Here is a 25,210-nt window from a genome sequence, read left to right as displayed (position 1 = left end):
CCAGAAATGAATGCTGAAGACGCCTTGAAACTTGCTCGCCGGTTTATCGGGTTGCCCCTGGAAAAGCGCCGGATGTTCCTGGCCGCGCTGGACAAGGAGGGCGTGGAGTTCAGCGGTTTTCCCATCCCCCGGGGCGTCGAGGCCGAGGATCGCCAGGCGTTGTCCTATGCCCAGCAGCGCATGTGGTTTCTCTGGCAGTTGGAGCCGGACAGCGGTGCCTACAACCTGCCGGGAGCGGTGCGGCTCAAGGGCGCGTTGAGCCTGCCGGCGCTGGAGCAAGCCTTCGCCAGCCTGGTGGCCCGTCACGAAACCCTGCGCACGGTGTTCCAGCGCCAGGCCGACGACAGCCTCCTGCAAGTGCCGACCGACTCGCCGCTGGTGATCGAGCACAGGGACTTCAGCACCATGCCGGCAGCCGAGCGCGAGCACGCGGTGCGTCGGGCCGCCGAGGAACAATCACTGCGGCCCTTCGACCTGTCCAGCGGCCCTTTGCTGCGGGTCGAACTGCTCAAACTCGATGATCAGGAGCACGTGCTGCTGCTGACCTTGCACCACATCGTCTCCGACGGTTGGTCGATGAACGTGCTGATCGACGAGTTCATTCGCTGCTATGACGCCCATGAAGCGGGCGTGGAACCTCAGTTGGCCGACTTGCCGATCCAGTACAGCGACTACGCCCTGTGGCAGCGGCGCTGGCTGGAAGCGGGCGAGCTGCAGCGTCAACTCGATTACTGGCAAGCGCAGCTGGGCGATGAGCATCCGGTGCTGGAGCTGCCCATCGACTATCCGCGCCCGGTGCTGCCGAGCTATCGCGGTCGCCGCCTGGAGCAGGTGGTGGACGCCGCGCTGGTCGAGCAACTGCGCGGCGTTGCCCGCCAGCATGGGGTCACGTTGTTCATGCTGTTGCTGGGGACTTTCAATATCCTGCTGCATCGCTACACCGGACAAGACGACTTGCGGGTCGGCGTCCCGATCGCCAATCGCAACCGCCGGGAAATCGAAGGGCTGATCGGTTTCTTCGTCAACACCCAGGTATTGCGGGTGCAACTGGACGGCCAGACTCGCCTCGGCGACCTGTTGCGTGACATCAAGGAAACCGCCCTCGGCGCCCAGGCCCACCAGGACCTGCCCTTCGAACGGTTGGTCGAGGCGCTGAAGCTTGAGCGCAGCCTGAGCTACAACCCATTGTTCCAGGTGATGTACAACCACCAGCCGGAAGTGGCCGACGTCACCACGCTGAAAGTCGGCAGCGGTCTGGAGTTGGGCGTCATCGAGTGGGAAACCCGCAGCACCCAGTTCGACTTGAGCCTGGACACCTACGAAAAGGGCGGGCACTTGCATGCGGCGTTCACCTACGCCAGTGACTTGTTCAGCCACGACACCATCGAGCGCATGGCTCGGCACTGGACGTTGCTGTTGCGCAACATCGTCAACGACCCGCAGCAGCGCGTCGGCGAGCTGGCGTTGTTGGCGCCGGCCGACTATCGGCAGGTGGTGACAGAGTGGGCGCGCCACGACACGAGCTGGCCGAGTGAGCGCCCGGTGCATGAACTGTTCGAGGCCCAAGCTGAACGCAGCCCGGACGCCATCGCCTTGATCTGCGATGGACAACGATTGAGCTATGGCCAGCTCAATGCCCGATCCAACCGCCTGGCGCGCGCATTAGTGGCGGCGGGGGTCGGTCCTGACGTGCTGGTGGGCATCGCTGTCGACCGGAACCTGGACCTGGTGGTGGCCATTCTTGCCGTGCTCAAGGCCGGCGGTGCCTACGTGCCGCTGGACCCCCAGTACCCGGTGGATCGCCTTCGATTCATGATCGAAGACAGCGCCAGCCGTTTGCTCCTGAGCCAAAGCCATTTGCTTGAACGACTGCCTGTGCCCGACGGCGTGCGTTGCCTGTGCCTGGATCAGGCCGAGTCCTGGGAAAATGCCGAGCCAGGCAACCTGCAACGCAAGGTGTGGGCCGACAGCCTGGCCTACGTCATGTTCACCTCCGGCTCGACCGGGCGGCCGAAAGGCGTCGGTATCAGTCATGGCGCGTTGAGCAAGCATGCGTTTGCCTCGCAGTACTATTACGGCTTGAACAGCACCGACTGCGTGCTGCAATTCGCGACGTTCAACTTCGATGCCTTTGGCGAGCAACTGTTCGGCCCGCTGACCTGTGGCGCCTCGGTGGTGCTGCGCGGCAACGAGGTCTGGGACAGCGAAACCCTGTACCGCCAGATCGTCGAGCAGGGCATCACGGTCATGGACTTGACCACCGCCTACTGGAACATGATCGCCAAGGAATTCGCCGCTGTCGGGCCGCGTGACTATGCAGCGCTGCGCCAGGTGCACAGCGGGGGTGAAGCCATGCCGCCCGAAGGCGTGCAGGCCTGGCGCCGGGCCGGGCTGGAGCAGGTCAAGCTGCTCAACACCTACGGCCCGACCGAAGCCACGGTCACGGCCACCACCCTTGATTGCAGCGATTACGTTTTCAATCGCCGGCCGCTGCCGCTGACCTTGCCCATTGGTCAACCGCTTCCAGGCCGGCATACCTATCTGCTCGATGCGCACCTGGCGCCCACGCCGGTGGGGGTGACCGGGGAGTTGCTGATTGGCGGCGAGTTGCTGGCGCGTGGTTACTTTCAACGCCCGGCCTTGACCGCCGAACGTTTCATCCCCGATCCGTTCTCCACCAGCGGTGCGCGCCTGTATCGCACCGGCGACTTGGCGCGCTTCAATGCCTTGGGCGAAATCGAATACGTGGGCCGCGTTGATCATCAAGTGAAGATCCGTGGCTTGCGCATCGAGCTGGGCGAGGTCGAAGCACGCCTGTTGGAACTTGCGGCGGTCAGTGAAGCCGTCGTACTGGCGGTGCAGGGTGGCAGCAGCTTGCAACTGGTGGGTTACGTGGTGCCCAAGGATGCATCGCTGGTGTCGGCCTCGGCGGATGAGCAGGGCGCTGCGCGGGAAACCCTCAAGGCGCAACTCAAGGAGCATCTGCCGGATTACATGGTGCCAACCCAGCTGGTGTTCCTTGCGCAATTGCCGCTGAGCCCCAACGGTAAGCTCGACCGCAAGGCCTTGCCGTCAGCGGATGCCAGCCAACTGCAACAGGCCTTTATCGCCCCCCGCAGCGAACTGGAGCGAGGCATCGCGGCCATCTGGCGGGACGTGCTCAAGCTTGAACAGGTCGGCTTGACCGATAACTTTTTCGAGCTGGGTGGCGACTCGATCATCTCGATCCAGGTGGTCAGCCGCTCGCGGCAGGCCGGGATCCATTTCACCCCCCGTGACCTGTTCCAGCATCAAACCGTGCAAGGCCTGGCGAGCGTCGCGCAACAGGGCGGCAGCGGGCTGCAGATCGATCAGGGGCCGGTCAGCGGCGAACAGCCGTTGCTGCCCATCCAGCAGGTGTTTTTCGAGGACGCCATTGCCCAGCGTCACCACTGGAACCAGACCGTCTTGTTGCGCAGCCATCTACCGTTGCAGGCCCCGGCGCTGCTGCAGGCCCTCAACGCCGTGTTGGTGCATCACGATGCCTTGCGTTCGCGCTTCGTCGAAACCCCGGCAGGCTGGCGGGCTGAGGTCGCGCCGATGGTGGTCGACCCTGAGTTGTTGTGGACGGCGGACAACCTGAGCGCCGCTGAGCTGCAAGACCTGTGTGCCAAGGCTCAGTGCAGCCTCGACCTGCACAATGGCCCGCTGCTGCGCGCGGTGCTGGCGAGCATGGCCGATGGCAGCCAGCGTCTGTTATTGGCCGTGCACCACCTGGCCGTGGACGGTGTGTCGTGGCGCATCCTGCTGGAAGATCTGCAACGGGCTTATCAACAGGCCAGCGCCGGCGCCGTCATCAAGCTGCCGGCCAAGACCAGCGCCTACAAGGCCTGGGGTGAACATCTGCAGGCCTATGCCAGCACGGAAAACGTTCAGGCCGAACTGACGTTCTGGCAGCAACAACTGCAAGGCGCGGGAGTGGATCTGCCATGGGATAACGCCCAAGGCAGCCGGCAAAGCCGTTACGCCAAAGTGCTGCACAGCCGTCTCGACAAAACCCTCACTCAACAGCTGCTGCAACAGGCTCCCGCGGCGTATCGCACCCAGGTCAACGACCTGCTGCTGACCGCCCTGGCGCGGGTGATCTGTCGCTGGACCGGCCACGCCGAGACCTTGATCCAGCTCGAAGGCCATGGCCGCGAAGAGTTGTTCAAAGGCGTCGATCTGACCCGCACGGTCGGCTGGTTCACCAGCCTGTTCCCGGTGCGGCTGACCCCGGCCGATGGCGTGGGCGCCGCGATCAAGCAGATCAAGGAGCAACTGCGGGCGATCCCGAACAAGGGCATCGGTTTCGGTGTGCTGCGCTACCTCGGCGACGATGCGGCGCAAGCCTGTCTCAAGGCCTTGCCATTGCCGGGCATCACCTTCAATTACCTCGGCCAGTTCGACGGCAGTTTCGATGCCCGGGAGGGTGCGCTGTTCAGCCCGGCGGGGGAAAGCGCCGGGCGCGAGCAGAGCCTTGATGCGCCATTGGATAACAGGCTGAGTGTCGAAGGCCAGGTCTACGACGGCGAGCTCGACTTGCGTTGGACGTTTAGCCTTGAGCAATTCAACGAGGCGACCATCGCCCGTCTGGCCGATGACTATGCCCGCGAACTGGAAGCGCTGATCGGCCATTGCTGCTCGGCCGCCTCCATGGGCACCACGCCGTCGGACTTCCCGCTGGCGCGCATCACCCAGGCGCAGTTGGACGCGATCCCCGTGCCGGCTGCCGCCATCGAAGACATTTATCCGCTGTCGCCGATGCAGCAAGGCATGCTGTTTCATACCCTGTACGAGCAGGGCACCGGTGCCTACATCAACCAATTGTGCGTGGATGTCGATGGCCTGGACCCCGAGCGTTTCCGCGCGGCGTGGCAGGCGACCCTGGACGCCCATGAGATCCTGCGCAGCGGCTTCATCTGGCAGGGCGAGTTGCAGCAACAGTTGCAGATCATCCACCGTCGTCTGGCGCTGCCCTACACCGTGCTCGATTGGCGCGAACGCCACGACGTCGCCCAGGCCCTCAAGGATTTCATTGCCGCTGACCTGGCCATGGGGTTTGACCTGACCCAGGCCGGGCTGCTGCGGGTCACGCTGATTCAACTGAGCGATGAGCGTCATCACCTGATCTTTACCAACCACCATATCCTGATGGATGGCTGGAGCAGTGCGCAGATGCTCGGTGAAGTGCTGCAGCGCTATGCCGGTCAGCAGCCGCCGCGACCGGTCAGCCGCTATGCCGATTACATCCAATGGTTGCAGCGCCAGGACGCCGCCCTCAGCGAAGCGTTCTGGCTGGGGCAACTGGCCGACCTCCAGGAGCCGACGGTACTGGCGAACGCCGCTGCGGCGGGTGGCGAGGTGCGCAGCGAAAGCGCTCATGCGCTCAGGCATTACCACCTGGATGCGCCGGGCACTGGCCGTCTCAACGCGTTCGCCCGCCAGCAGAAAGTCACCGTCAACACCCTGGTGCAAGCGGCGTGGCTGCTGCTGTTGCAGCGCTACACTGGCAGCGACTGCGTGGCGTTTGGCACCACCGTGGCCGGGCGGCCGGCGGAGCTGGTTGGCATCGAACAACAGGTCGGCCTGTTCATCAACACCTTGCCGGTGATCGCCGGCTCGCGTCCGGACCAGACCGTCGCGGCCTGGCTGGCCGCCGTACAGGCGCAGAACCTGAGCCTGCGCGAGTTCGAGCACACGCCGCTGGCGAGCATCCAGCGCTGGGCTGGGCAGGGCGGGGGAGCGCTGTTCGACAGTCTGCTGGTGTTCGAGAACTTCCCGATTTCCGCGGCGTTGCAACACGGCACCGCCCAAGGCGTGGTGTTCGGCGAAGTCGCCAACCAGGATCAGACCCACTACCCGCTGACCCTGGGCGTGACCTTGGGCGAGACGCTGGCGCTGCACATGAGTTTCGACCAGGCGCATTTCAGCGTTGCAACCATTGAGCGCTTGAGTGCGCAACTGTTGCTCCTGCTGGAGCGGTTTGCCGAATCCGCCGAGCGTCGCCTCGGCGAGATTGCCCTGGCCGATGACGAGGAGCACAGGGCGCAACAGGCTGCCAACCACCCGCAGTCCTACCCGACCGACATGGCCGTACACCAACGCATCGCCCATCTGGCGACGCACAAGCCCGACGCGACGGCGGTGATCTTCGACGGCCAGCGCTTCAGCTATGGCGAGATCGACCGGCGGGCCAACCAGTTGGCGCACGCCCTGATTGCCCGTGGCGTGGGCCCGGAAACCCGCGTTGGCGTGGCCCTGCCGCGCAGTGAAGGGGTGATCGTCGCACTGCTGGCGGTGCTCAAGGCCGGCGCGGCCTATGTGCCGCTGGACACCAGCTACCCACGGGAACGCCTGGCCTACCTGATCGAGGATTCCGGGCTGGCGCTGTTGCTCACCGACTCCCGGGTGTCGGCGCAACTGCCGCTGGAAGGCGCCAACCAGGTGCTGGAGCTCGATCGCCTGGACCTGAGCCTGCAATCGGCCGATGCACCGTCGATCACCGTCGATCCGCAGAACCTCGCCTACGTCATCTACACCTCCGGTTCCACCGGCAACCCGAAAGGCGTGAGCGTGGCCCACGGTCCGCTGGCGATGCACTGCCAGGCCATCGGTGAGCGCTATGAAATGCGCGACAGCGATTGCGAATTCCATTTCATGTCGTTCGCCTTCGACGGTGCCCATGAACGCTGGCTTACCAGCCTGACCCACGGTGCCTCGCTGCTGATTCGCGACGACAGCCTGTGGACCCCGGAACAGACCTACAACGCCATGCGCGAGCACGGCGTGACGGTGGTGGCGTTCCCGCCGGTGTACCTGCAACAACTGGCCGAACACGCCGAGCGCGAGGGCAACCCGCCGAAGGTACGCATCTACTGCTTTGGCGGCGATGCGGTGCCCAACGTCAGCTTCGAACGGGTCAAGCGCGCCCTCGACCCGGACTACATCATCAACGGCTACGGCCCGACCGAAACCGTGGTCACCCCATTGATCTGGAAGGCTGGTCGCGACGTGGCGTGTGGCGCCGCCTATGCGCCCATCGGCAGCCGCATCGGCGACCGCAGCGCCTACGTGCTCGACGCTGATTTGAACCTGCTGCCCCAGGGCATGGCCGGCGAACTGTACCTGGGCGGCAGCGGCCTGGCGCGGGGGTACCTGAACCGTCCGGGCCTGACGGCCGAGCGATTTATCGCTGACCCGTTCAGCAGCGGCGGTTTGCTCTACCGCACCGGCGACCTGGTGCGCCAACGCGCCGATGGCACTTTCGATTACCTGGACCGCATCGACAATCAAGTGAAAATCCGCGGCTTCCGCATCGAACTGGGCGAAGTCGAAGCCAGCCTGCAAGCCCTTGAAGGCGTGCGCGAAGCGGTTGTCGTAGCCCAGGAAGGTGCTGCTGGCAGCGGCAAGCGCCTGGTGGCCTATGTGGTGGCCAATGAAACCGTGCCAAAGGATTTCGCCGAGCACTTGCGTGACCAGCTCAAGGCGACCCTGCCGGCACACATGGTCCCGGCTTATCTGCTGCTGCTCGAACGCCTGCCGTTGACCCCCAACGGCAAGCTCGACCGCAAGAACCTGCCCAAGCCCGACGTCAGCCAATTGCAGCAAACCTACGTGGCCCCGCGCAGCGCGCTGGAGCAGCAACTGGCGTCGATCTGGCAGGACGTGCTCAAGCTCGCGCAAGTGGGCCTGCGGGACAACTTCTTCGAACTGGGCGGCGACTCCATCGTCTCGATCCAGGTGGTCAGTCGTGCTCGGTTGGTCGGTATGCACTTCACGCCGAAGGACCTGTTCCAGCACCAGACCATCGAGGCCCTGGCCGCCGTGGTACAGACGGGCGCGCCGCTGCAATTGATCGACCAGCAACCCGCGACCGGCGAAACCGCACTGCTGCCGATTCATCAGTGGTTCTTCACCCAGCCGATCCCCGATCGCCATCACTGGAACCAGTCGGTGATGCTCAAACCGACCCAGGCGCTGGATGCGCAGGCGCTGGAACAGGCCTTGGGCGCACTGGTCGTGCACCATGACAGCTTGCGCCTGGACTTCATCGAGCAGGGCGAACGCTGGACCGCGCGTTACCGTGACGTCGACGCGCAGGCCGCCGACACGCTGCTCTGGCAAGCCGACGTCGCCGATCTCGCCGCACTGCAAGTGCTGGGCAACCAAGCCCAGCGCAGCTTGCGATTGGCGGGCGGGCCGCTGATCCGCGCGCTGCTGGCGAACCTCGCCGATGGCACGCAGCGGCTGTTGCTGATCGTCCATCACCTGGTGGTGGACGGTGTGTCCTGGCGGATACTGTTCGAAGACCTGCAAAGCGCTTATCGCCAGACCCTCGCGGGCGCGGCGGTGCAACTGCCGGCCAAGACCAGCGCGGTCAACGCCTGGACCGCCGCGTTGCAGGACTATGCCGCCAGCGCACCCTTGCAGGCCGAACTGGGCTTCTGGCAGCAGCAGTTGCACGGCGCCCCGGCCGGTTTGCCGTGGGACAACCCCCAGGGCGGGCAGCAACAGGGCCAAGCCGTGACGATTCGCACGGCACTGGACAAAAACCTCACCCGGCAATTGCTGCAGCAAGCCCCGGCGGCCTATCGCACCCAGGTCAACGACCTGCTGCTGACGGCGCTGGCGCGGGTGATGGTGCGCTGGACCGGCGATGACAGTGTGTGGGTGCAACTCGAAGGCCACGGCCGTGAGGATCTGTTCGCCCATGTCGACCTGAGCCGTACCGTAGGCTGGTTCACCAGCCTGTTCCCGGCCCGACTGACGCCGGTCGCCGACCTCGGTGCTTCGTTGAAGCAGATCAAGGAGCAACTGCGCGCCATCCCCAATAAGGGCATCGGTTTCGGGGCCTTGGCGCACCTGGGCGATGACCTTGCGCGTGAAGCCCTGCAGGCCTTGGCGAAACCGCAACTGACCTTCAATTACCTTGGTCAGTTCGACGGCAGTTTCGATGCGGCCGCCGATGCCTTGTTCGTGCCGACCACAGAGCGCGGTGGCGAGGAAGTGAACCTGCAAGGTCCGCTGGGCAGCCCGCTGGCCCTTGACGGCCAAGTGTTCGGCGGTGAATTGGACTTGAGCTGGACCTTCAGCGGCGAGCTGTTCAATACCGCGACCATCCAGCACCTGGCCGATGACTACGTGCAAGAGCTCACTGCGCTCATCGGCCATTGCTGCGACAGCCACAGTGGTGGCGTGACGCCGTCGGATTTCCCGCTGGCGCGTCTGACCCAGGCGCAACTGGACACCCTGGTCCAAGCACCACAGGCCATCGACGACATCTACCCGCTGTCGCCGATGCAGCAGGGCATGCTGTTTCACTCCTTGCTCGGGCAGGGCGGCGGCGACTACATCAACCAGATGCGCCTCGACGTCGAAGGCGTCGATCCGCAGCGTTTCCGCGCGGCCTGGCAAGCGGTGGTCGATGCCCATGACATCCTGCGCAGCGGCTTCTTCTGGCAGGGTGACCTGGAGCAGCCGGTGCAAATCGTCCAGCGTCAGGTCGAGGTGCCGTTCCGTATGCTCGACTGGAACGGGCGGGCTGATATTGATGGCGCCCTGCAAACCCTCGCCGATGAAGAACGGGACCAAGGCGTGGACCTGACCCAGGCACCGCTGATGCGCCTGGTGCTGGTGCGCACGGCGACTGATCGGCATCACCTGATCTACACCAACCATCACATCCTGATGGATGGCTGGAGCAGTGCGCAGTTGCTCGGCGAAGTGTTGCAGCACTACCGCGGCGACGCGGTAGCACGTCCGGCTGGACGTTATCGCGACTACATCGCCTGGCTGCAACGCCAGGACGCGAGCCTCGGCGAAAGGTTCTGGACGCAACAATTGCGCACGCTGGATGAGCCGGTGCGCCTGGCCCAGGTGTTTGCGCGCCCGGCCCAGGACGTCTCGGCGAATCTGTACGGTCATCATCTTGTGCAACTGGATGCGCAGCAGACCCAACGCCTGGCCGAGTTCGCCCGCGAATCCAAAGTGACCGTCAATACCCTGGTGCAAGCGGCCTGGCTGCTGCTGTTGCAGCGCTACACCGGTAAGGCCAGCGTGGCGTTCGGCGCGACGGTGGCGGGGCGGCCGGCGGACCTGGTGGGTGTCGAGGGCCAGATCGGCCTGTTCATCAACACCTTGCCGGTCATCGCCAGCCCGCGTCCGGAACAGGCGCTGGGCGACTGGCTGCACAGCGTCCAGGCGCAGAACCTGGCCTTGCGCGAGTTCGAGCACACGGCGCTGTTCGACATCCAGCGCTGGGCCGGCCTGGGCGGCGAAGCGTTGTTCGACAACATCCTGGTGTTCGAGAACTACCCGATTTCCGAAGCCCTGGAGCACGGTGCGCCCGAAGGCTTGCGTTTCGGTACCGTGGATAACCTGGAACAGACCCACTACCCGCTGACCCTGCTGGTCAGCCTCGGTGCCGAGCTGGCGGTGCAGTTCAGCTACCAGTGCGCCAGTTTCGCCCCGGCCTCGGTCGAGCAGATCGGCGTGCATTTGCGGCGCTTGCTGCTGCAAATGACCGACGGTACCCAACGACCCCTGGGGGAACTGAGCTTGCTCGACGGCGGTGAAACCCGCCAGCAGGTGCAAGGCTGGAACGCCACCGCGGCCGACTATCCGGACGAGCGTTGCGTGCACCGGCTGTTCGAGGCCCAGGCCCGCCAAACGCCGGATGCCACCGCGCTGGTGTTCGCCGAGCAGGCGCTGAGCTACGCCGAACTCGACGTTCGGGCCAACCGCCTGGCCCATCGCTTGATTGAACAAGGCGTGGGGCCCGATCAATTGGTCGGCGTCGCGCTGGAGCGTGGCGTGGAGATGATTGTCGCCTTGCTGGCGATCCTCAAGGCCGGCGGCGCCTATGTGCCGCTCGACCCGCAATACCCGGCCGACCGGCTGGCGCACATGATCGAAGACAGCGGCATCGAACTGCTGCTGACCCAACGTTCGCAGCTCAACCCATTCGCGGCACCCTGTGGGAGCGAGCCTGTGGGAGCAAAGCTTGCTCGCGATGGCGGTGGTTCAGTCAATGGTGATGGTGGGTGTGCCGACGCTATCGCGAGCAAGCTTTGCTCCCACAGGCTATCCCCCACAGGGGCCGGGGTTGGCGTCAAGACATTGGTGTTGGACCAGGAGGGTGACTGGCTCGACGGTTATGCCTGCGAGGCGCCGGCGACGCGCCTGGATGCGGAGCACTTGGCCTACGCCATCTACACCTCGGGTTCCACGGGCAAACCCAAAGGCGTGATGGTGCGGCATGGGGCGCTGGTGAATTTCGTCGCCAGCATGGCCCGCGAACCGGGCATCGTGGCCAGTGATCGAGTGCTCTCGCTGACCACGTTCTCGTTCGATATCTTCGGCCTGGAACTCTACGGCGCGCTGTTGAGTGGTGCCTGCGTGGTGCTGGTGGACAAGCAGAGCGCCCACGACCCCGAAGCGCTGCTCAAGACCATCGATAGGCAGCAGGTCAGCGTGGTCCAGGCCACGCCATCGACCTGGCGCATGTTGCTCGACCATCCGGCGTCCGCCTTGCTGGCCGGGCGCAAATGCCTGTGCGGTGGCGAGGCGTTGGCCGAGGACCTGGCCGAGCGGCTGCTGGCTGTCGCCGGTGAAGTCTGGAACCTGTACGGCCCGACCGAAACCACCATCTGGTCGGCGGCCTACCGCTTGACCGCCGAGCAGCGCCTGCCGTACCTCGGTCGACCGATTGCCAACACCGCGTTGTACATCGTCGGCGATCACTTCGCGCCGAACCCGGTCGGGCTGATCGGCGAACTGCTGATTGGCGGCGACGGCCTGGCCCGGGGTTACCACGCGCGGGCGGCGCTTACCGCCGAGCGATTCCTGCCGGACCCGTTCGGCAACGGCGCACGGGTGTACCGCACCGGTGACCTGGCGCGCCAGCGTGGCGACGGCGTGATCGAGTACATCGGCCGGGTCGACCATCAGGTGAAGATCCGCGGCTTCCGCATCGAGCTGGGGGAAATCGAAGCTTGCCTGCTGGCCCAGGCGTCGATCCGCGAAGCGGTGGTGGTGCCACAGCAAGGGCCGGGCGGCCTGCAGTTGGTGGCGTACCTGATCGCTGCCCATCCAGAGACAGCGGAACCGGCGGCCTTGCGCGAAGCCCTCAAGGCCCAGCTCGCGCCGTTGCTGCCCGACTACATGATGCCGGCGCACTGGCTGTTGCTCGAACGCTTCCCGCTGACCCCCAACGGCAAGCTCGACCGCAAGGCCTTGCCGTTGCCGGACGCCCAGCAACTGCTGCGTGCCTACGTGGCGCCCGAGGGCGCGCTGGAGCAGGACATCGCCGGCATCTGGCAAGACGTGCTCAAGCTCGAGCGAGTAGGGCGCGACGACAACTTCTTTGAACTGGGTGGGCATTCCCTGCTGGCGACGCAAGCGACGGCGCGCCTGCAAATGCAGCAAGGCGCCGCGGTGCCCCTGGACTTGCTGTTCAGCACCACGTCCCTGGCCGACTACGCCGCCCAACTGGCGGCCCACCTGACCCCTCACTCCAGCGACGACCTGAGTGAGATGCATGATTTCCTGGCAGACCTGGAGACCCTTTGAATGACTCAGCTCGATAACCTGTCTCTGGTTCAGCGATTCATCCGTTTACCGCTCGCCCAACGGCAAGCGTTCCTGCACAAGCTGCACAGCAAGAACATGAGCCTGGCGACGTTGCCGATCCCGGCGATGCGTGACGAGTTCGCGATGCTCGACCTGTCCTACGCCCAGGAACGCCAGTGGTTCCTCTGGCAACTGGACCGCCACAGCGCGGCCTACCACGTGCCCACGGCGCTGCGCTTGCGCGGCGCCCTCGACCTGCCGGCGCTGCAACGCAGCTTCGACGCCTTGCTGGCCCGTCATGACGTGCTGCGCACGGTATTCATCGACAGCCCGCAAGGCCCCCAACAAGTGGTGCAGGCCCACTTGAGCCTGGCGATCGAGCCCCAGGTGGTGTCGGGGTCAGCGGATGAGGCTGCGCTCAAAGCCCTGATCGATGATGAAATCGCTGGATTGTTCGACCTGCAACAGGGGCCGCTGCTGCGGGTCAAGCTGCTGCAACTCGCTGCGCACGACCATGTGCTGGTGCTGACCCAGCACCACATCATCTGCGACGGTGCGTCGGCGCACATCATGGTCAATGACCTGGTCCAGCTCTACGCCGCCCACCGCAGCGGCCAAGCGCCGACCCTGGCGCCTTTGCCGATCCAATACGCCGACTATGCGATCTGGCAGCGCAAATGGATGGAAGCCGGCGAACTGGCGCGGCAACTGGCCTATTGGACCGAACGGCTGGGCGATGGCGGCGAAGTCCTGCCGTTGCCAACGGACCGGCCGCGCCCGGCGGTGCAGAGCCATCGCGGCGCCCGCCTGGACCTGACCGTTGACGCCGGGCTGACCCAGGGCTTGAAGCAACTGGCCCAGCGCGAAGCCTCGACGCTGTTCATGGTCTTGCTGGCGTCGTTCCAGGCCTTGTTGCACCGCTACAGCGGCCAGTCGGACATCCGTGTCGGCGTACCGGTGGCCAACCGTAATCGCCCGGAAACCGAAGGCTTGATCGGCTTTTTCGTCAACACCCAAGTGCTTAATACCCAGGTGCGCGGCGACCTGCCTTTCGAGCAATTGCTGGCGCAGGTCAAACAGGCTTCGCTGGGGGCGCAAGCCCATCAAGACCTGCCGTTCGAGCAGTTGGTGCAGGCACTGGCACCCCAGCGGCAGGCGAGCCACAGCCCGCTGTTCCAGGTGATGTTCAACCACCAGGGCAGCGGCACGGCCCAAGCCCTGCAATTGCCTGGGTTGCAGGTCGAGAGCCTCGACTGGAGCTCCCATACCGCCCAGTTCGACTTGACCCTCGACACCCACGAGACCCACGGTGAGCTGGCCGCATCCCTGAGCTACGCCACCGACCTGTTCGACGCCAGCACCGTGCAGCGCCTGGCCGGGCACTGGCTGAACCTGCTGCACGGCATCGTTGCCAATCCCCGCCAATCCATCGGCGAACTGCCGTTGCTGACGGCTACCGAGCAACAGCAACACATCACCCAATGGAACCCCGCCCCGCGCAGTTTCCCGGGCGAGGCGTGCCTGCATCAGCGCATCGCCGAACAGGCGCGCTTGCGTCCCGATGCCATCGCTTTGCGTTGCAACGCCCAAACCCTGACCTACGGCGAACTCAACGCCCAGGCCAACCGCCGCGCCCATCAGTTGATCGCCCACGGCGTCGGCCCGGATGTGCTGGTGGGATTGGCGGCCGAGCGGGGCTTCGACATGCTGGTGGGCCTGCTGGCGATTCTCAAGGCCGGCGGCGCCTACGTGCCGCTGGACCCGACCTATCCCCAGGATCGTCTGGCCTACATGATGCAGGACAGCGGCATTCAACTGCTGCTGACCCAAGCGGCCCTGGTCGAACAATTACCGGTGGCGGACGGCGTGCAGACGCTGCTGTTGGACGCCGACGTCAGTGCTTTCACCAACAACGATCCGCACGTAGCAATGGACGCTGCGAACCTCGCCTACGTGATCTACACCTCCGGTTCCACCGGTAATCCGAAAGGCACCTTGCTGCCGCACCACAACGTGCTGCGGCTGTTCGAGGCCACCGAATCCTGGTTCAACTTTGGCGCGCAGGATGTCTGGAGCCTGTTCCATTCCTACGCATTCGACTTCTCGGTCTGGGAAATCTTCGGCGCGCTGCTGCACGGTGGCGAGCTGTTGATCGTGCCCTATGACATCAGCCGTTCGCCGCAGCAGTTCCACGAGTTGCTGTGTGATGCCGGAGTGACGGTGCTCAACCAGACGCCATCGGCGTTCAAGCAGTTGATGCACGAAGCCTGCGCCGACTCGCGAAGCAATGCCTTGCGCTACGTGGTGTTCGGCGGCGAGGCGCTGGACGTCAAGTCCCTGCGTCCGTGGTTCGAGCGTTTTGGCGACGCGACGCCGCAACTGATCAACATGTACGGCATCACCGAAACCACCGTGCACGTGACCTACCGTCCGCTGTCAGTGGCTGACCTGGAGCAGGACGCCAGCAGCCCCATCGGCGAACCGATTGCCGACCTGTCGTGGTACTTGCTGGACGGCGACCTCAACCCAGTGCCGAAAGGCTGCATCGGTGAACTGTACGTCGGTCGCGCCGGCCTGGCCCGTGGTTATCTGAATCGCGGCGACCTCACCGCATTGCGGTTCATCCCCGATCCGTTCGGCGAAAGCGGTGCACGGCTGTACCGCACTGGAGACCTTGCGCAGTACCGCAGCGATGGGGTGATCGAGTACGTCGGCCGTATCGACCATCAAGTGAAGATCCGCGGTTTCCGCATCGAACTGGGCGAGATCGAAGCGCGCCTGAACGCCCTGGATTCTGTGCGCGAAGCATTGGTGCTGGCTCAGGAAGGGCCGAGCGGCCAGCAACTGGTGGCTTATGTCATTCCGGCGCACATCGGCGAGGATGAAGCTGGCCTGCGCGACCAGATCAAGACCCAGCTCAAGGCCGATCTGCCGGACTACATGGTGCCGACGCACCTGCTGTTCCTCGAACAATGGCCGCTGACCGCCAACGGCAAGCTCGACCGCAAGGCCCTGCCGACCGCCGACGCCAGCCAGGTCCAGCAGGACTACGTGGCGCCACGAAGTGAACTGGAACAACAGATCGCCGCGATCTGGCAAGACGTGCTCAAGGTGGCGCGGGTCGGCTTGAGCGATAACTTCTTCGAACTGGGTGGCCACTCGCTGCTGGCGACGCAGATGGTGTCGCGCATTCGCCAGGCCCTCGGCCTGAACCTGCAACTGCGCCAGTTGTTCGAAAACGCCAGCCTTGAAGCCTGTGTGGCGGCGCTGATGGACGGCGAAGTGGCACGGCCGGCGAGCATCCCGCGTCTTTCCCGGGGCCCGGCACCGTTGCCGTTGTCCTACGCCCAGCAACGCCAGTGGTTCCTCTGGCAGATGGAGCCCGACAGCGCGGCGTACCACATTCCAGCGGCGCTGCGAATTCAGGGCAACCTGGACCTGCCGGCCCTGCAACAGAGTTTCGCCGCGCTGGTGCAGCGCCACGAAAGCCTGCGTACCACCTTCGTCCAGGTCGATGAGCAAGCGTTCCAGGTCATTCACCCACAGATGAATCCGGTCGTAATTGCGCAGATGCTCGACGGCGGCAACGAGCAGATCCAAGCCTTCGTCCGCCAGCAGATCGCCCAGCCATTCGACTTGCAAAACGGCCCGCTGCTGCGGGTCGGCCTGTTGCGGGTGGCGGCTGACGAGCATGTGCTGGTGCTGACCCAGCACCACATCGTCTCCGATGGCTGGTCGATGCAATTGCTGGTGCAGGAACTGATGCAAGGTTATGCCGCGTGCCGCGAGGGTGAGTCCTTGGCCTTGGCCGAGCTGCCGATCCAGTACGCCGATTACGCGGTATGGCAACGTCAATGGATGGACGCCGGCGAGCGGGAACGGCAACTGGCCTACTGGACCGAGGTGCTGGGGGGCGAGCAGCCGTTGCTGGCACTGCCCACCGACCGGCCGCGCCCGACCCGGCAGAGTTTTGCCGGCGCCCGCCTGGCGATCGACTTGCCGCAGGCCTTGGGCCAACAGCTGCGACAGTTGGCCCAGCGCGAAGGCAGCACGCTGTTCATGGTCTTGCTGGCGTCGTTCCACGCCTTGCTGCACCGCTATAGCGGCCAGTCGGACATTCGTGTCGGCGTGCCCATCGCCAACCGCAACCGGGTGGAAACCGAAGGCCTGATCGGCTTCTTCGTCAACACCCAGGTGCTCAAGGCCGAGGTCGATCCGCAGCAGCGTTTCAGTGAATTGCTGGCGCAGGTCAAACAGGCAGCCATCGGTGCCGAGGCCCATCAGGACCTACCGTTCGAACAACTGGTCGAAGCCCTGCGGCCTGAACGCAACCTGAGCCACAGCCCGTTGTTCCAGGTGTTGTACAACCACCAGAACGTGGCTCACCAGGCGCTGCCGGCGCTGCCCGGGCTGGTGATCAAGGCCCAGGAATGGGAAAGCCAGACCGCCCAGTTCGACCTGACCCTCGACACCCTGGAAGCCGAGGGTGAACTCGGTGCGGCGCTGACTTATGCCACTGACTTGTTCGACGCCAGCACCGTGCAGCGGCTGGCCGAACACTGGCTGAACCTGCTGCACGGCATCGTTGCCAATCCCCGCCAATCCATCGGCGAACTGCCACTGCTGACGGCCACCGAGCAACAGCAACACATCACCCAATGGAACCCGGCCCCGCGCAGCTTCCCGGGCGAGGCGTGCCTGCATCAGCGCATCGCCGAACAGGCGCGCTTGCGTCCCGATGCCATCGCTTTGCGTTGCAACGCCCAAACCCTGACCTACGGCGAACTCAACGCCCAGGCCAACCGCCGCGCCCATCAGTTGATCGCCCACGGCGTCGGCCCGGATGTGCTGGTGGGATTGGCGGCCGAGCGGGGCTTCGACATGCTGGTGGGCCTGCTGGCGATTCTCAAGGCCGGCGGCGCCTACGTGCCGCTGGACCCGACCTATCCCCAGGATCGTCTGGCCTACATGATGCAGGACAGCGGCATTCAACTGCTGCTGACCCAAGCGGCCCTGATCGAACAATTACCGGTGCCGGACGGCGTGCAAACGTTGCTGTTGGACGCCGACGTCAGTGCTTTCACTGACAACGATCCGCACGTAGCAATGGACGCTGCGAACCTTGCCTACGTGATCTACACCTCCGGCTCCACCGGCAATCCGAAAGGCACCTTGCTGCCGCACCACAACGTGCTGCGCCTGTTCGAGGCCACCGAATCCTGGTTCAACTTTGGCGCGCAGGATGTCTGGAGCCTGTTCCATTCCTACGCATTCGACTTCTCGGTCTGGGAAATCTTTGGCGCGTTGCTGCATGGCGGTGAGCTGTTGATCGTGCCGTATGACATCAGCCGTTCACCGCAGCAGTTCCACGAATTGCTCTGCGACGCCGGGGTGACGGTGCTCAACCAGACACCGTCGGCGTTCAAGCAACTGATGCACGAAGCCTGCACCGATGACCGGGCCAATGCCTTGCGCTACGTGGTGTTCGGTGGCGAGGCGCTGGACGTCAAGTCCTTGCGCCCGTGGTTCGAGCGCTTCGGCGATGCGGCGCCGCAGTTGATCAACATGTACGGCATCACCGAAACCACCGTGCACGTGACCTACCGTCCGCTGTCAGTGGCGGACCTGGAACAGGACGCCAGCAGCCCCATCGGCGAACCGATTGTCGACCTGTCGTGGTACTTGCTGGACGGCGACCTCAACCCAGTGCCGAAAGGCTGCATCGGTGAACTGTACGTCGGTCGTGCCGGTCTGGCCCGTGGTTATCTGAATCGCGGCGACCTCACCGCATTGCGGTTCATCCCCGATCCGTTCGGCGAAAGCGGTGCACGGCTGTACCGCACTGGAGACCTTGCGCAGTACCGCAGCGATGGGGTGATCGAGTACGTCGGCCGTATCGACCATCAAGTGAAGATCCGCGGTTTCCGCATCGAACTGGGCGAGATCGAAGCGCGCCTGAACGCCCTGGATTCCGTGCGCGAAGCGTTGGTGCTGGCCCAGGAAGGGCCGAGCGGCCAGCAACTGGTGGCTTATGTCATTCCGGCGCACATCGGAGAGGACCCGGCCGGCCTGCGTGATGAGATCAAGACCCAGCTCAAGGCCGATCTGCCGGACTACATGGTGCCGACGCACCTGCTGTTCCTCGAGCTGTGGCCGCTGACCGCCAACGGCAAGCTCGACCGCAAGGCCCTGCCGACCGCCGACGCCAGCCAGGTCCAGCAGGATTACGTGGCGCCGCGAAGTGAGCTGGAGCAACAGATCGCCGCGATCTGGCAGGACGTGCTCAAGGTGGCGCGGGTTGGCTTGAGCGACAACTTCTTCGAGTTGGGCGGCGACTCGATTGTCTCCATCCAGGTGGTCAGCCGCGCCCGTCAGGCGGGCATCCGCTTTACCCCCAAGGATTTGTTCCAGCACCAGACCGTGCAGGCGCTGGCGAGCGTCGCCCAGACCGGTGGGCAGGCGCCGGCAGTCGATCAGACACCGAGCCAAGGAGCGACACCGCTGCTGCCGATCCAACAGGCGTTTTTCGCCGAGGCGATTCCCCAGCGTCATCACTACAACCAGTCGGTGCTGCTGAAACCGGCCAGTGCGCTGCAAGCGCCCGTGCTGGAGCAGGCTTTGCAGGCGTTGGTGCTGCACCACGACGCTTTGCGTTTGTCCTTCAGTGAAACCGCCGAAGGTTGGCGCGCCGAGCACCGTGAGGTGGCGGCGCAACAGCAAGCTTGGGCAAGCAACGGTTTGTTGTGGCAGCGTGACGTGGCCGATGCCAGCGCGCTGGAAACCCTCGCCAATCAGGCCCAGCGCAGCCTCGACCTGCACGCCGGGCCGCTGTTGCGCGGCGTCCTGGCGACCTTGGCCGATGGCAGCCAGCGCCTGTTGCTGGTGGTTCATCACTTGGCGGTGGACGGTGTGTCGTGGCGGATTCTGTTCGACGACCTGCAAACCGCCTACCAGCAGTTGCTCGCCGGCCAAGCGCTGCAATTGCCGGCCAAGACCAGTTCGATCAAGGCCTTTGCCGAGCAGTTGCAAGCCCACGCCCGCAGCGCGCAACTGCAGCAGCAATTGGCCTACTGGCAAGGGCAACTGCATGACGCACCGACCGACCTGCCGTGCCTCGACCCCGAAGCGATCGCGCAAAACCGCGAGGCCGTCACCGTTCATACACGGCTCGACGCGCACTTGACCCGGCAGTTGCTGCAAGAGGCGCCGGCGGCCTATCGTACCCAGGTCAACGACCTGTTGCTCACGGCCCTGGCCCGGGTGATCTGCCGCTGGACTGGTCACGACAGCCTGTTGCTGCAGCTCGAAGGCCATGGCCGCGAAGAGCTGTTCGCCAATGTCGACCTGACCCGTACGGTGGGGTGGTTCACCAGCCTGTTCCCGGTGCGGTTGTCGCCGGCCGTCGAACTGGCGGACTCGATCAAGTCGATCAAGCAAGGGCTGCGGACGATTCCCGACAAAGGCGTGGGTTTCGGTGCGCTGCGTTACTTGGGTGACGACGCCAGCCGGGCAGCCCTGGAAGCACTGCCGGTGCCGCGCATCACGTTCAACTACCTCGGTCAGTTCGACGGCAGTTTCGATCAGGACCAAGGCGCGCTGTTCAGCCCGGCCAGTGAAAGCGCCGGTGACGAGCAAAGCCCGCTGACCACCCTGGGCAACTGGCTGACGCTCAACGGCCAGGTGTTCGAGGGCGCGCTGCGGTTGGGCTGGACGTTCAGTGCGCAACAGTTCGAGCCGGCGACCATCCAGCAATTGGCCGATGACTACGCCAGCGAGCTTGCGCTATTGATCGCCCATTGCTGCGAGCCGACGAGCCAGGGCATGACGCCAACGGATTTCCCCCTGGCCGGCCTGACCCAGGCGCAACTCGATGGCCTGGCGCTGTCGGCGCGCGGGGTGGAAGACCTTTACCCGCTGGCGCCGATGCAGCAGGGCATGTTGTTCCACAGCCTCTACGAGGCGGGCAGCGGCCAGTACATCAACCAGATGCGCCTGGACATCGAAGGCCTCGACCCACGGCGGTTCGAGGCAGCCTGGCAAGCGGCGGTCGATGCCCATGACATTCTGCGCAGCAGTTTTATCTGGCAGGGCAGCGAGCGTCCGGTGCAGGTGGTGCACAAGCAGGTGCGTGTGCCATTCGCTTCGCTGGACTGGAGCGCCCGCACCGATGCCCGCCAGGCCCTGGACGTGCGGGCGGATGCCGAACGCGAGCAGGGCTTCGACCTGGCCTGCGCTCCGTTACTGCGCCTGGTGCTGGTGCACACGGGTGAGCAGCGTTATCACCTGATCTACACCCATCACCACATCCTGATGGATGGCTGGAGCAACTCGCAGTTGCTCGGCGAGGTGCTGCAACGTTATGACGGCCAGGCCCCGCCGCGCCCGGCCGGGCGCTATCGGGACTACATTGCCTGGCTGCAAGGCCGCGACGCCCAGGCCAGCGAAACCTTCTGGCTGGCGCAACTGCAACCGCTGGAGGCGCCGACGCGTCTGGCCGAGACCCGTTTCGCGCCGCTGCAATCGACGTTGGAAAGCGGCCACGCCAGCCACTATCACGACCTGACGCCCGAGCAGACCCAACGCCTGAGCGAGTTCGCCCGCCAGCAGAAGGTCACCCTCAACACCGTCGTCCAGGCGACCTGGCTGTTGCTGCTGCAGCACTACACCGGACACGCCGCCGTGGCCTTCGGCGCCACCGTGTCGGGACGTCCGAGTGAGCTCAAGGGTGTCGAACAGCAGATCGGCCTGTTCATCAACACCTTGCCGGTCATCGCCAGTCCGCGTCCGGAGCAAGCGCTGAGCGAACTGCTGCAACAGGTCCAGGGCCAGAACGTGGCCTTGCGCGAGCACGAGCATACGCCGCTGTTCGAGATCCAGCGCTGGGCCGGGCAGGGCGGCGACGGTTTGTTCGACACCTTGCTGGTGTTCGAAAACTACCCCGTGTCCCAGGCCCTGCAAGAGCAGGCCCCCTCGGGCTTGAGCTTCGGCAGCGTGGCCAGCCAGGAACAGACTAATTTCCCGTTGACCCTGGCCGTCAATCTAACTGACATCCTGAGCCTGCACTTCACCTATGCCCATGCTGCTTTCCCTACACACACCGTCGAGCGCCTGGCTGAGCAGGTGGCACACGTGCTCGCGCAAATGGTGAGCCTGCCGGCCGGCGGTTGCGTGGGCGACATCCAGCTGCTGGATGCGCTGACCCGCGACAGGCTGCTGGGCGACTGGAACGCCACTTCGGTGGTGGAGCCGCCTCGGCGCCTGGTGCATCAATGGATCGAAGCCCAGGCCCAAAGCTGCCCCGACGCGGTCGCCCTGGTCAGCGAACAGGAAACGCTCACTTACGCCGAGCTCAATGCCCGGGCCAATCGCCTGGCCCATGGCTTGATCGAACGCGGCATTGGCCCCGATGTATTGGTGGGCCTGGCGTTGTCGCGCAGCGTGCAGATGGTCGTCGGCTTGCTGGCGGTGCTCAAGGCCGGTGGTGCCTACGTGCCGCTGGACCCGGCCTATCCCCGGGATCGCCTGGCGTACATGGTCGAGGACAGCGGCATCGCCTTGCTGCTCACTGAAACCGCTGTGCTGCCGCTGTTCGGCGACGCTGCCGTGGCCGCGCTGCTGTTGGATCAACCCGGGCAATGGCTGGCCGGCTACAGCGAGCGCGACCCTGGCGTGGACATCGACGGCGAGAACCTCGCCTACGTGATCTACACCTCCGGCTCCACCGGCAAGCCCAAGGGCGTGACCTTGCGCCATGCCGCCCTGAGCAACCACATGGCGTGGATGCAAGGGTGCTTGAAACTGACGACCGCCGACCGCGTCCTGCAAAAAACCGCGATCAGTTTCGATGCCTCGGTGTGGGAGTTCTGGCTGCCGTTGATGAGCGGTGCGCAGCTGGTGCTCGCCAGCCCGCACCTGAACCTCGACCTGACCACCCTTTGGGCCGACGTGGCGCGGTGGCGCATCAGCGTGCTGCAAATGGCGCCGTCGCTGTTGCAGGCCTTGCTGCCACTGGCGACCCGCGAACAACTGGTCTCCCTGCGCCTGCTGCTGTGCGGTGGCGAAGCCCTCAGCGCGCACCTGTCGCGCCAGGTCATGGCGCTGTTCGAGGGCGAACTGCGCAACCTGTATGGCCCGACCGAAGCGACCATCGACACCAGCAGCCATGCCGTGGTGCGCGACAGCGAAGACGACGCCGAGCGAATCATCGCCATCGGCCGTCCCATCGATAACGTGCGCACCTACGTGCTGGATGCGGCGTTGCAGCCTTGCGCCGTGGGCGCCGTCGGCGAGTTGCACATCGCCGGTGATTCCCTGGCCCGTGGTTACCACCAACGACCGGCACTGTCCGCCGAGCGCTTCATTCCCGATCCGTTCGCCCCCGTTGCGGGCGGTCGCCTGTATCGCACCGGTGACCTGGCGCGTTATGGCGCGGACGGTGTGATCGAGTACCTCGGCCGGATCGACCACCAAGTGAAGATCCGTGGCTTGCGCATCGAGCTGGGGGAAATCGAAGCGCGCCTGCAAGCCGATGCCGATGTGCGCGATGCAGTGGTGCTGGCGCGGGACGACGTGAGCGGGCCGAACCTGGTGGCCTACCTGGTCGGCCAGGACAGCTCCCTGGATTCGGCCAGCCTGGGCAACCGACTCAAGGCGCGACTGGCGGCCCAGGTGCCGGACTTCATGGTGCCGACCCACTGGGTCTTCCTCGATCGCTTGCCGCTGACCCCTAACGGCAAGCTCGATCGCAAGGCCTTGCCGGCACCGGACACCCGTGCCCTGCAATCGGCTTACCTGGCGCCGCAGAGCGATCTGGAATGCCGGGTCGCGGCGATCTGGCAGGACGTGCTCAAGGTCGAGCAGGTCGGGCTGGGCGACGACTTCTTCGAACTGGGCGGGCATTCGCTGCTGGTGGTGAGCGCGGTCTCGCGCCTGCAACTGGAACTGGGCCTGACCTTGACCCCGCAACTGATTTTCCAATTCCCGGTGCTCGGCGCGTTCGTGGCGCAACTCGAGCCTGCCGGCGAACCCATGAGTACGTCGAAATTGAGCAAGCTTGAAGCGCTGCTCGATGAATTTGAGGAGGTTTGATGGACACCGCTGTCGCACAACGTATTGCCAGGCGCTTCATAACGCTGCCGCTGGAAAAACGTCGCTTGTACTTGCAGAAAATGCTCGAAGAGAACGTTTCCCCGGCGAACCTGCCCATTGCGCCTGTCAGTGCCGAGTTCGACACGTTGTCGCTGTCGTTTGCCCAGGAACGCCAATGGTTCCTCTGGCAGTTGGACCCCGACAGCGCGGCCTATCACATGCCCACGGCCCTGCGCTTGCGCGGGCCGCTGGACATCGCTGCGCTGGAGCAGAGTTTCACGGCGTTGGTGGCGCGTCACGAGAGCCTGCGCACCACCTTCCAGATCCAAGGCGAGCAGGTCGTGCAGCAAGTGCACGCGGCGACGCCAGTGCATTTGCAGGCAGACACCCTGGAACAATTGCCGGACGAGACGCAGCTGCGCCAGTTGATCGAGGCAGAAACCCACCAGCTCTTCGACCTGCAACAGGGGCCGCTGCTGCGCACGCGCCTGCTGCGATTGGCGGCGGATGATCACGTGCTGATCGTGACCTTGCACCACATCGTTGCCGATGGCTGGTCGATGCAGGTGATGGTCGAGGAACTGGTCAATGGCTACGCCGCCTTCAGCCAGGGCCACGCACCGGAACTGCCGGCGCTGCCGATCCAGTACGCCGACTACGCCATCTGGCAGCGGCACTGGATGGAAGCGGGTGAGCGCGAGCGCCAGTTGGAATACTGGACCGCACGCTTGGGTGGCCAGCAACCGGTGCTGGAATTGCCGACCGACTTCCCCCGTCCGGCGGTGATGAGCTATCGCGGCGCGCGGCTGGAACTCGCCATCGACGCGGTACTGGCCGGCGACCTCAAGCACATGGCCCAGCGCGAGGGCGTCAGCCTGTTCATGATTTTGCTGGCGTCGTTCCAGGCGCTGCTGCATCGCTACAGCGGCCAGAACGATATCCGCGTCGGCGTGCCGACGGCCAACCGCAACCGGGTCGAGACCGAGCGCCTGATTGGCTTTTTCGTCAACACCCAGGTACAGGGCAGCGATGTGCGGAGCGAGGATGCGTTTGGCGCCTTGCTGCAACAAGTGAAACAGACAGCCCTGGGCGCCCAGGCCCATCAAGAGCTGCCGTTCGAGCAACTGGTCGAAGCGTTGCAGCCTGAGCGCAACCTGAGCCACAGCCCGCTGTTCCAAGTGATGTTCAACCACCGGACCCAAGGCCCGGCGGGCGAGGGGCCGGTCGGTGCCTTGAAAGTCGAGGGGCTGAGCTGGGATTCTCGCACGGCACAATTCGACCTCACCCTCGAAACCGTCGAGCATGGCGAAGGCCTTTCGGCTGCACTGATCTATGCCACCGACCTGTTTGGCGCCGAGACGATGGCGCGCATGGCCGGGCATTGGCAGAACCTGTTGCGGGCCATCGTGGCCGACCCGGGGCAGCGTATCGGTGAATTGCCGCTGCTCGACGCGGCCGAGCGCCTGGCCCTGCTCGACGACAGCCAGCGCACCGCGGCGCCAGCGCCCGAGGCGGGTTTTGTCCATCAACT

The 25,210-nt window shown here is 64.9% G+C and carries 2 protein-coding genes and 1 pseudogene; all 3 read left to right on the top strand.

What is annotated here, in order from left to right; translation table 11 throughout:
- Positions 1-6 precede the first annotated feature (6 nt).
- Positions 7-12,591 (top strand): non-ribosomal peptide synthase/polyketide synthase, encoded by a 12,585-nt coding sequence (locus CFII68_RS10190; RefSeq protein WP_018609400.1) that lies wholly within the window; start codon positions 7-9, stop codon positions 12,589-12,591.
- Positions 12,592-23,679 carry a non-ribosomal peptide synthetase gene (locus CFII68_RS10195; RefSeq protein WP_018609398.1) on the top strand — a complete coding sequence of 3,696 codons (11,088 nt, stop codon included), beginning with the start codon at positions 12,592-12,594 and terminating at the stop codon, positions 23,677-23,679. It begins immediately after the preceding gene.
- Positions 23,679-25,091, top strand: a pseudogene (locus CFII68_RS27530) (condensation domain-containing protein); the annotation flags it as partial. The gene CFII68_RS10195 and the pseudogene CFII68_RS27530, both read left to right, overlap by 1 nt.
- Positions 25,092-25,210: the final 119 nt, after the last annotated feature.

Origin of the sequence: Pseudomonas sp. CFII68 (assembly GCF_000416195.1) — a bacterium.
GTDB lineage: Bacteria > Pseudomonadota > Gammaproteobacteria > Pseudomonadales > Pseudomonadaceae > Aquipseudomonas > Aquipseudomonas kilonensis.
Note: the sequence above shows the minus strand (reverse complement) of the source record. Positions and strands in the feature narration are given on the sequence as shown.

Excerpts from the sequence above, each read along its gene's own strand:
- CFII68_RS10190 (WP_018609400.1), top strand. The coding sequence starts at position 7 with ATGAATGCTGAAGACGCCTTGAAACTTGCTCGCCGGTTTATCGGGTTG.
- CFII68_RS10195 (WP_018609398.1), top strand. The coding sequence starts at position 12,592 with ATGACTCAGCTCGATAACCTGTCTCTGGTTCAGCGATTCATCCGTTTA.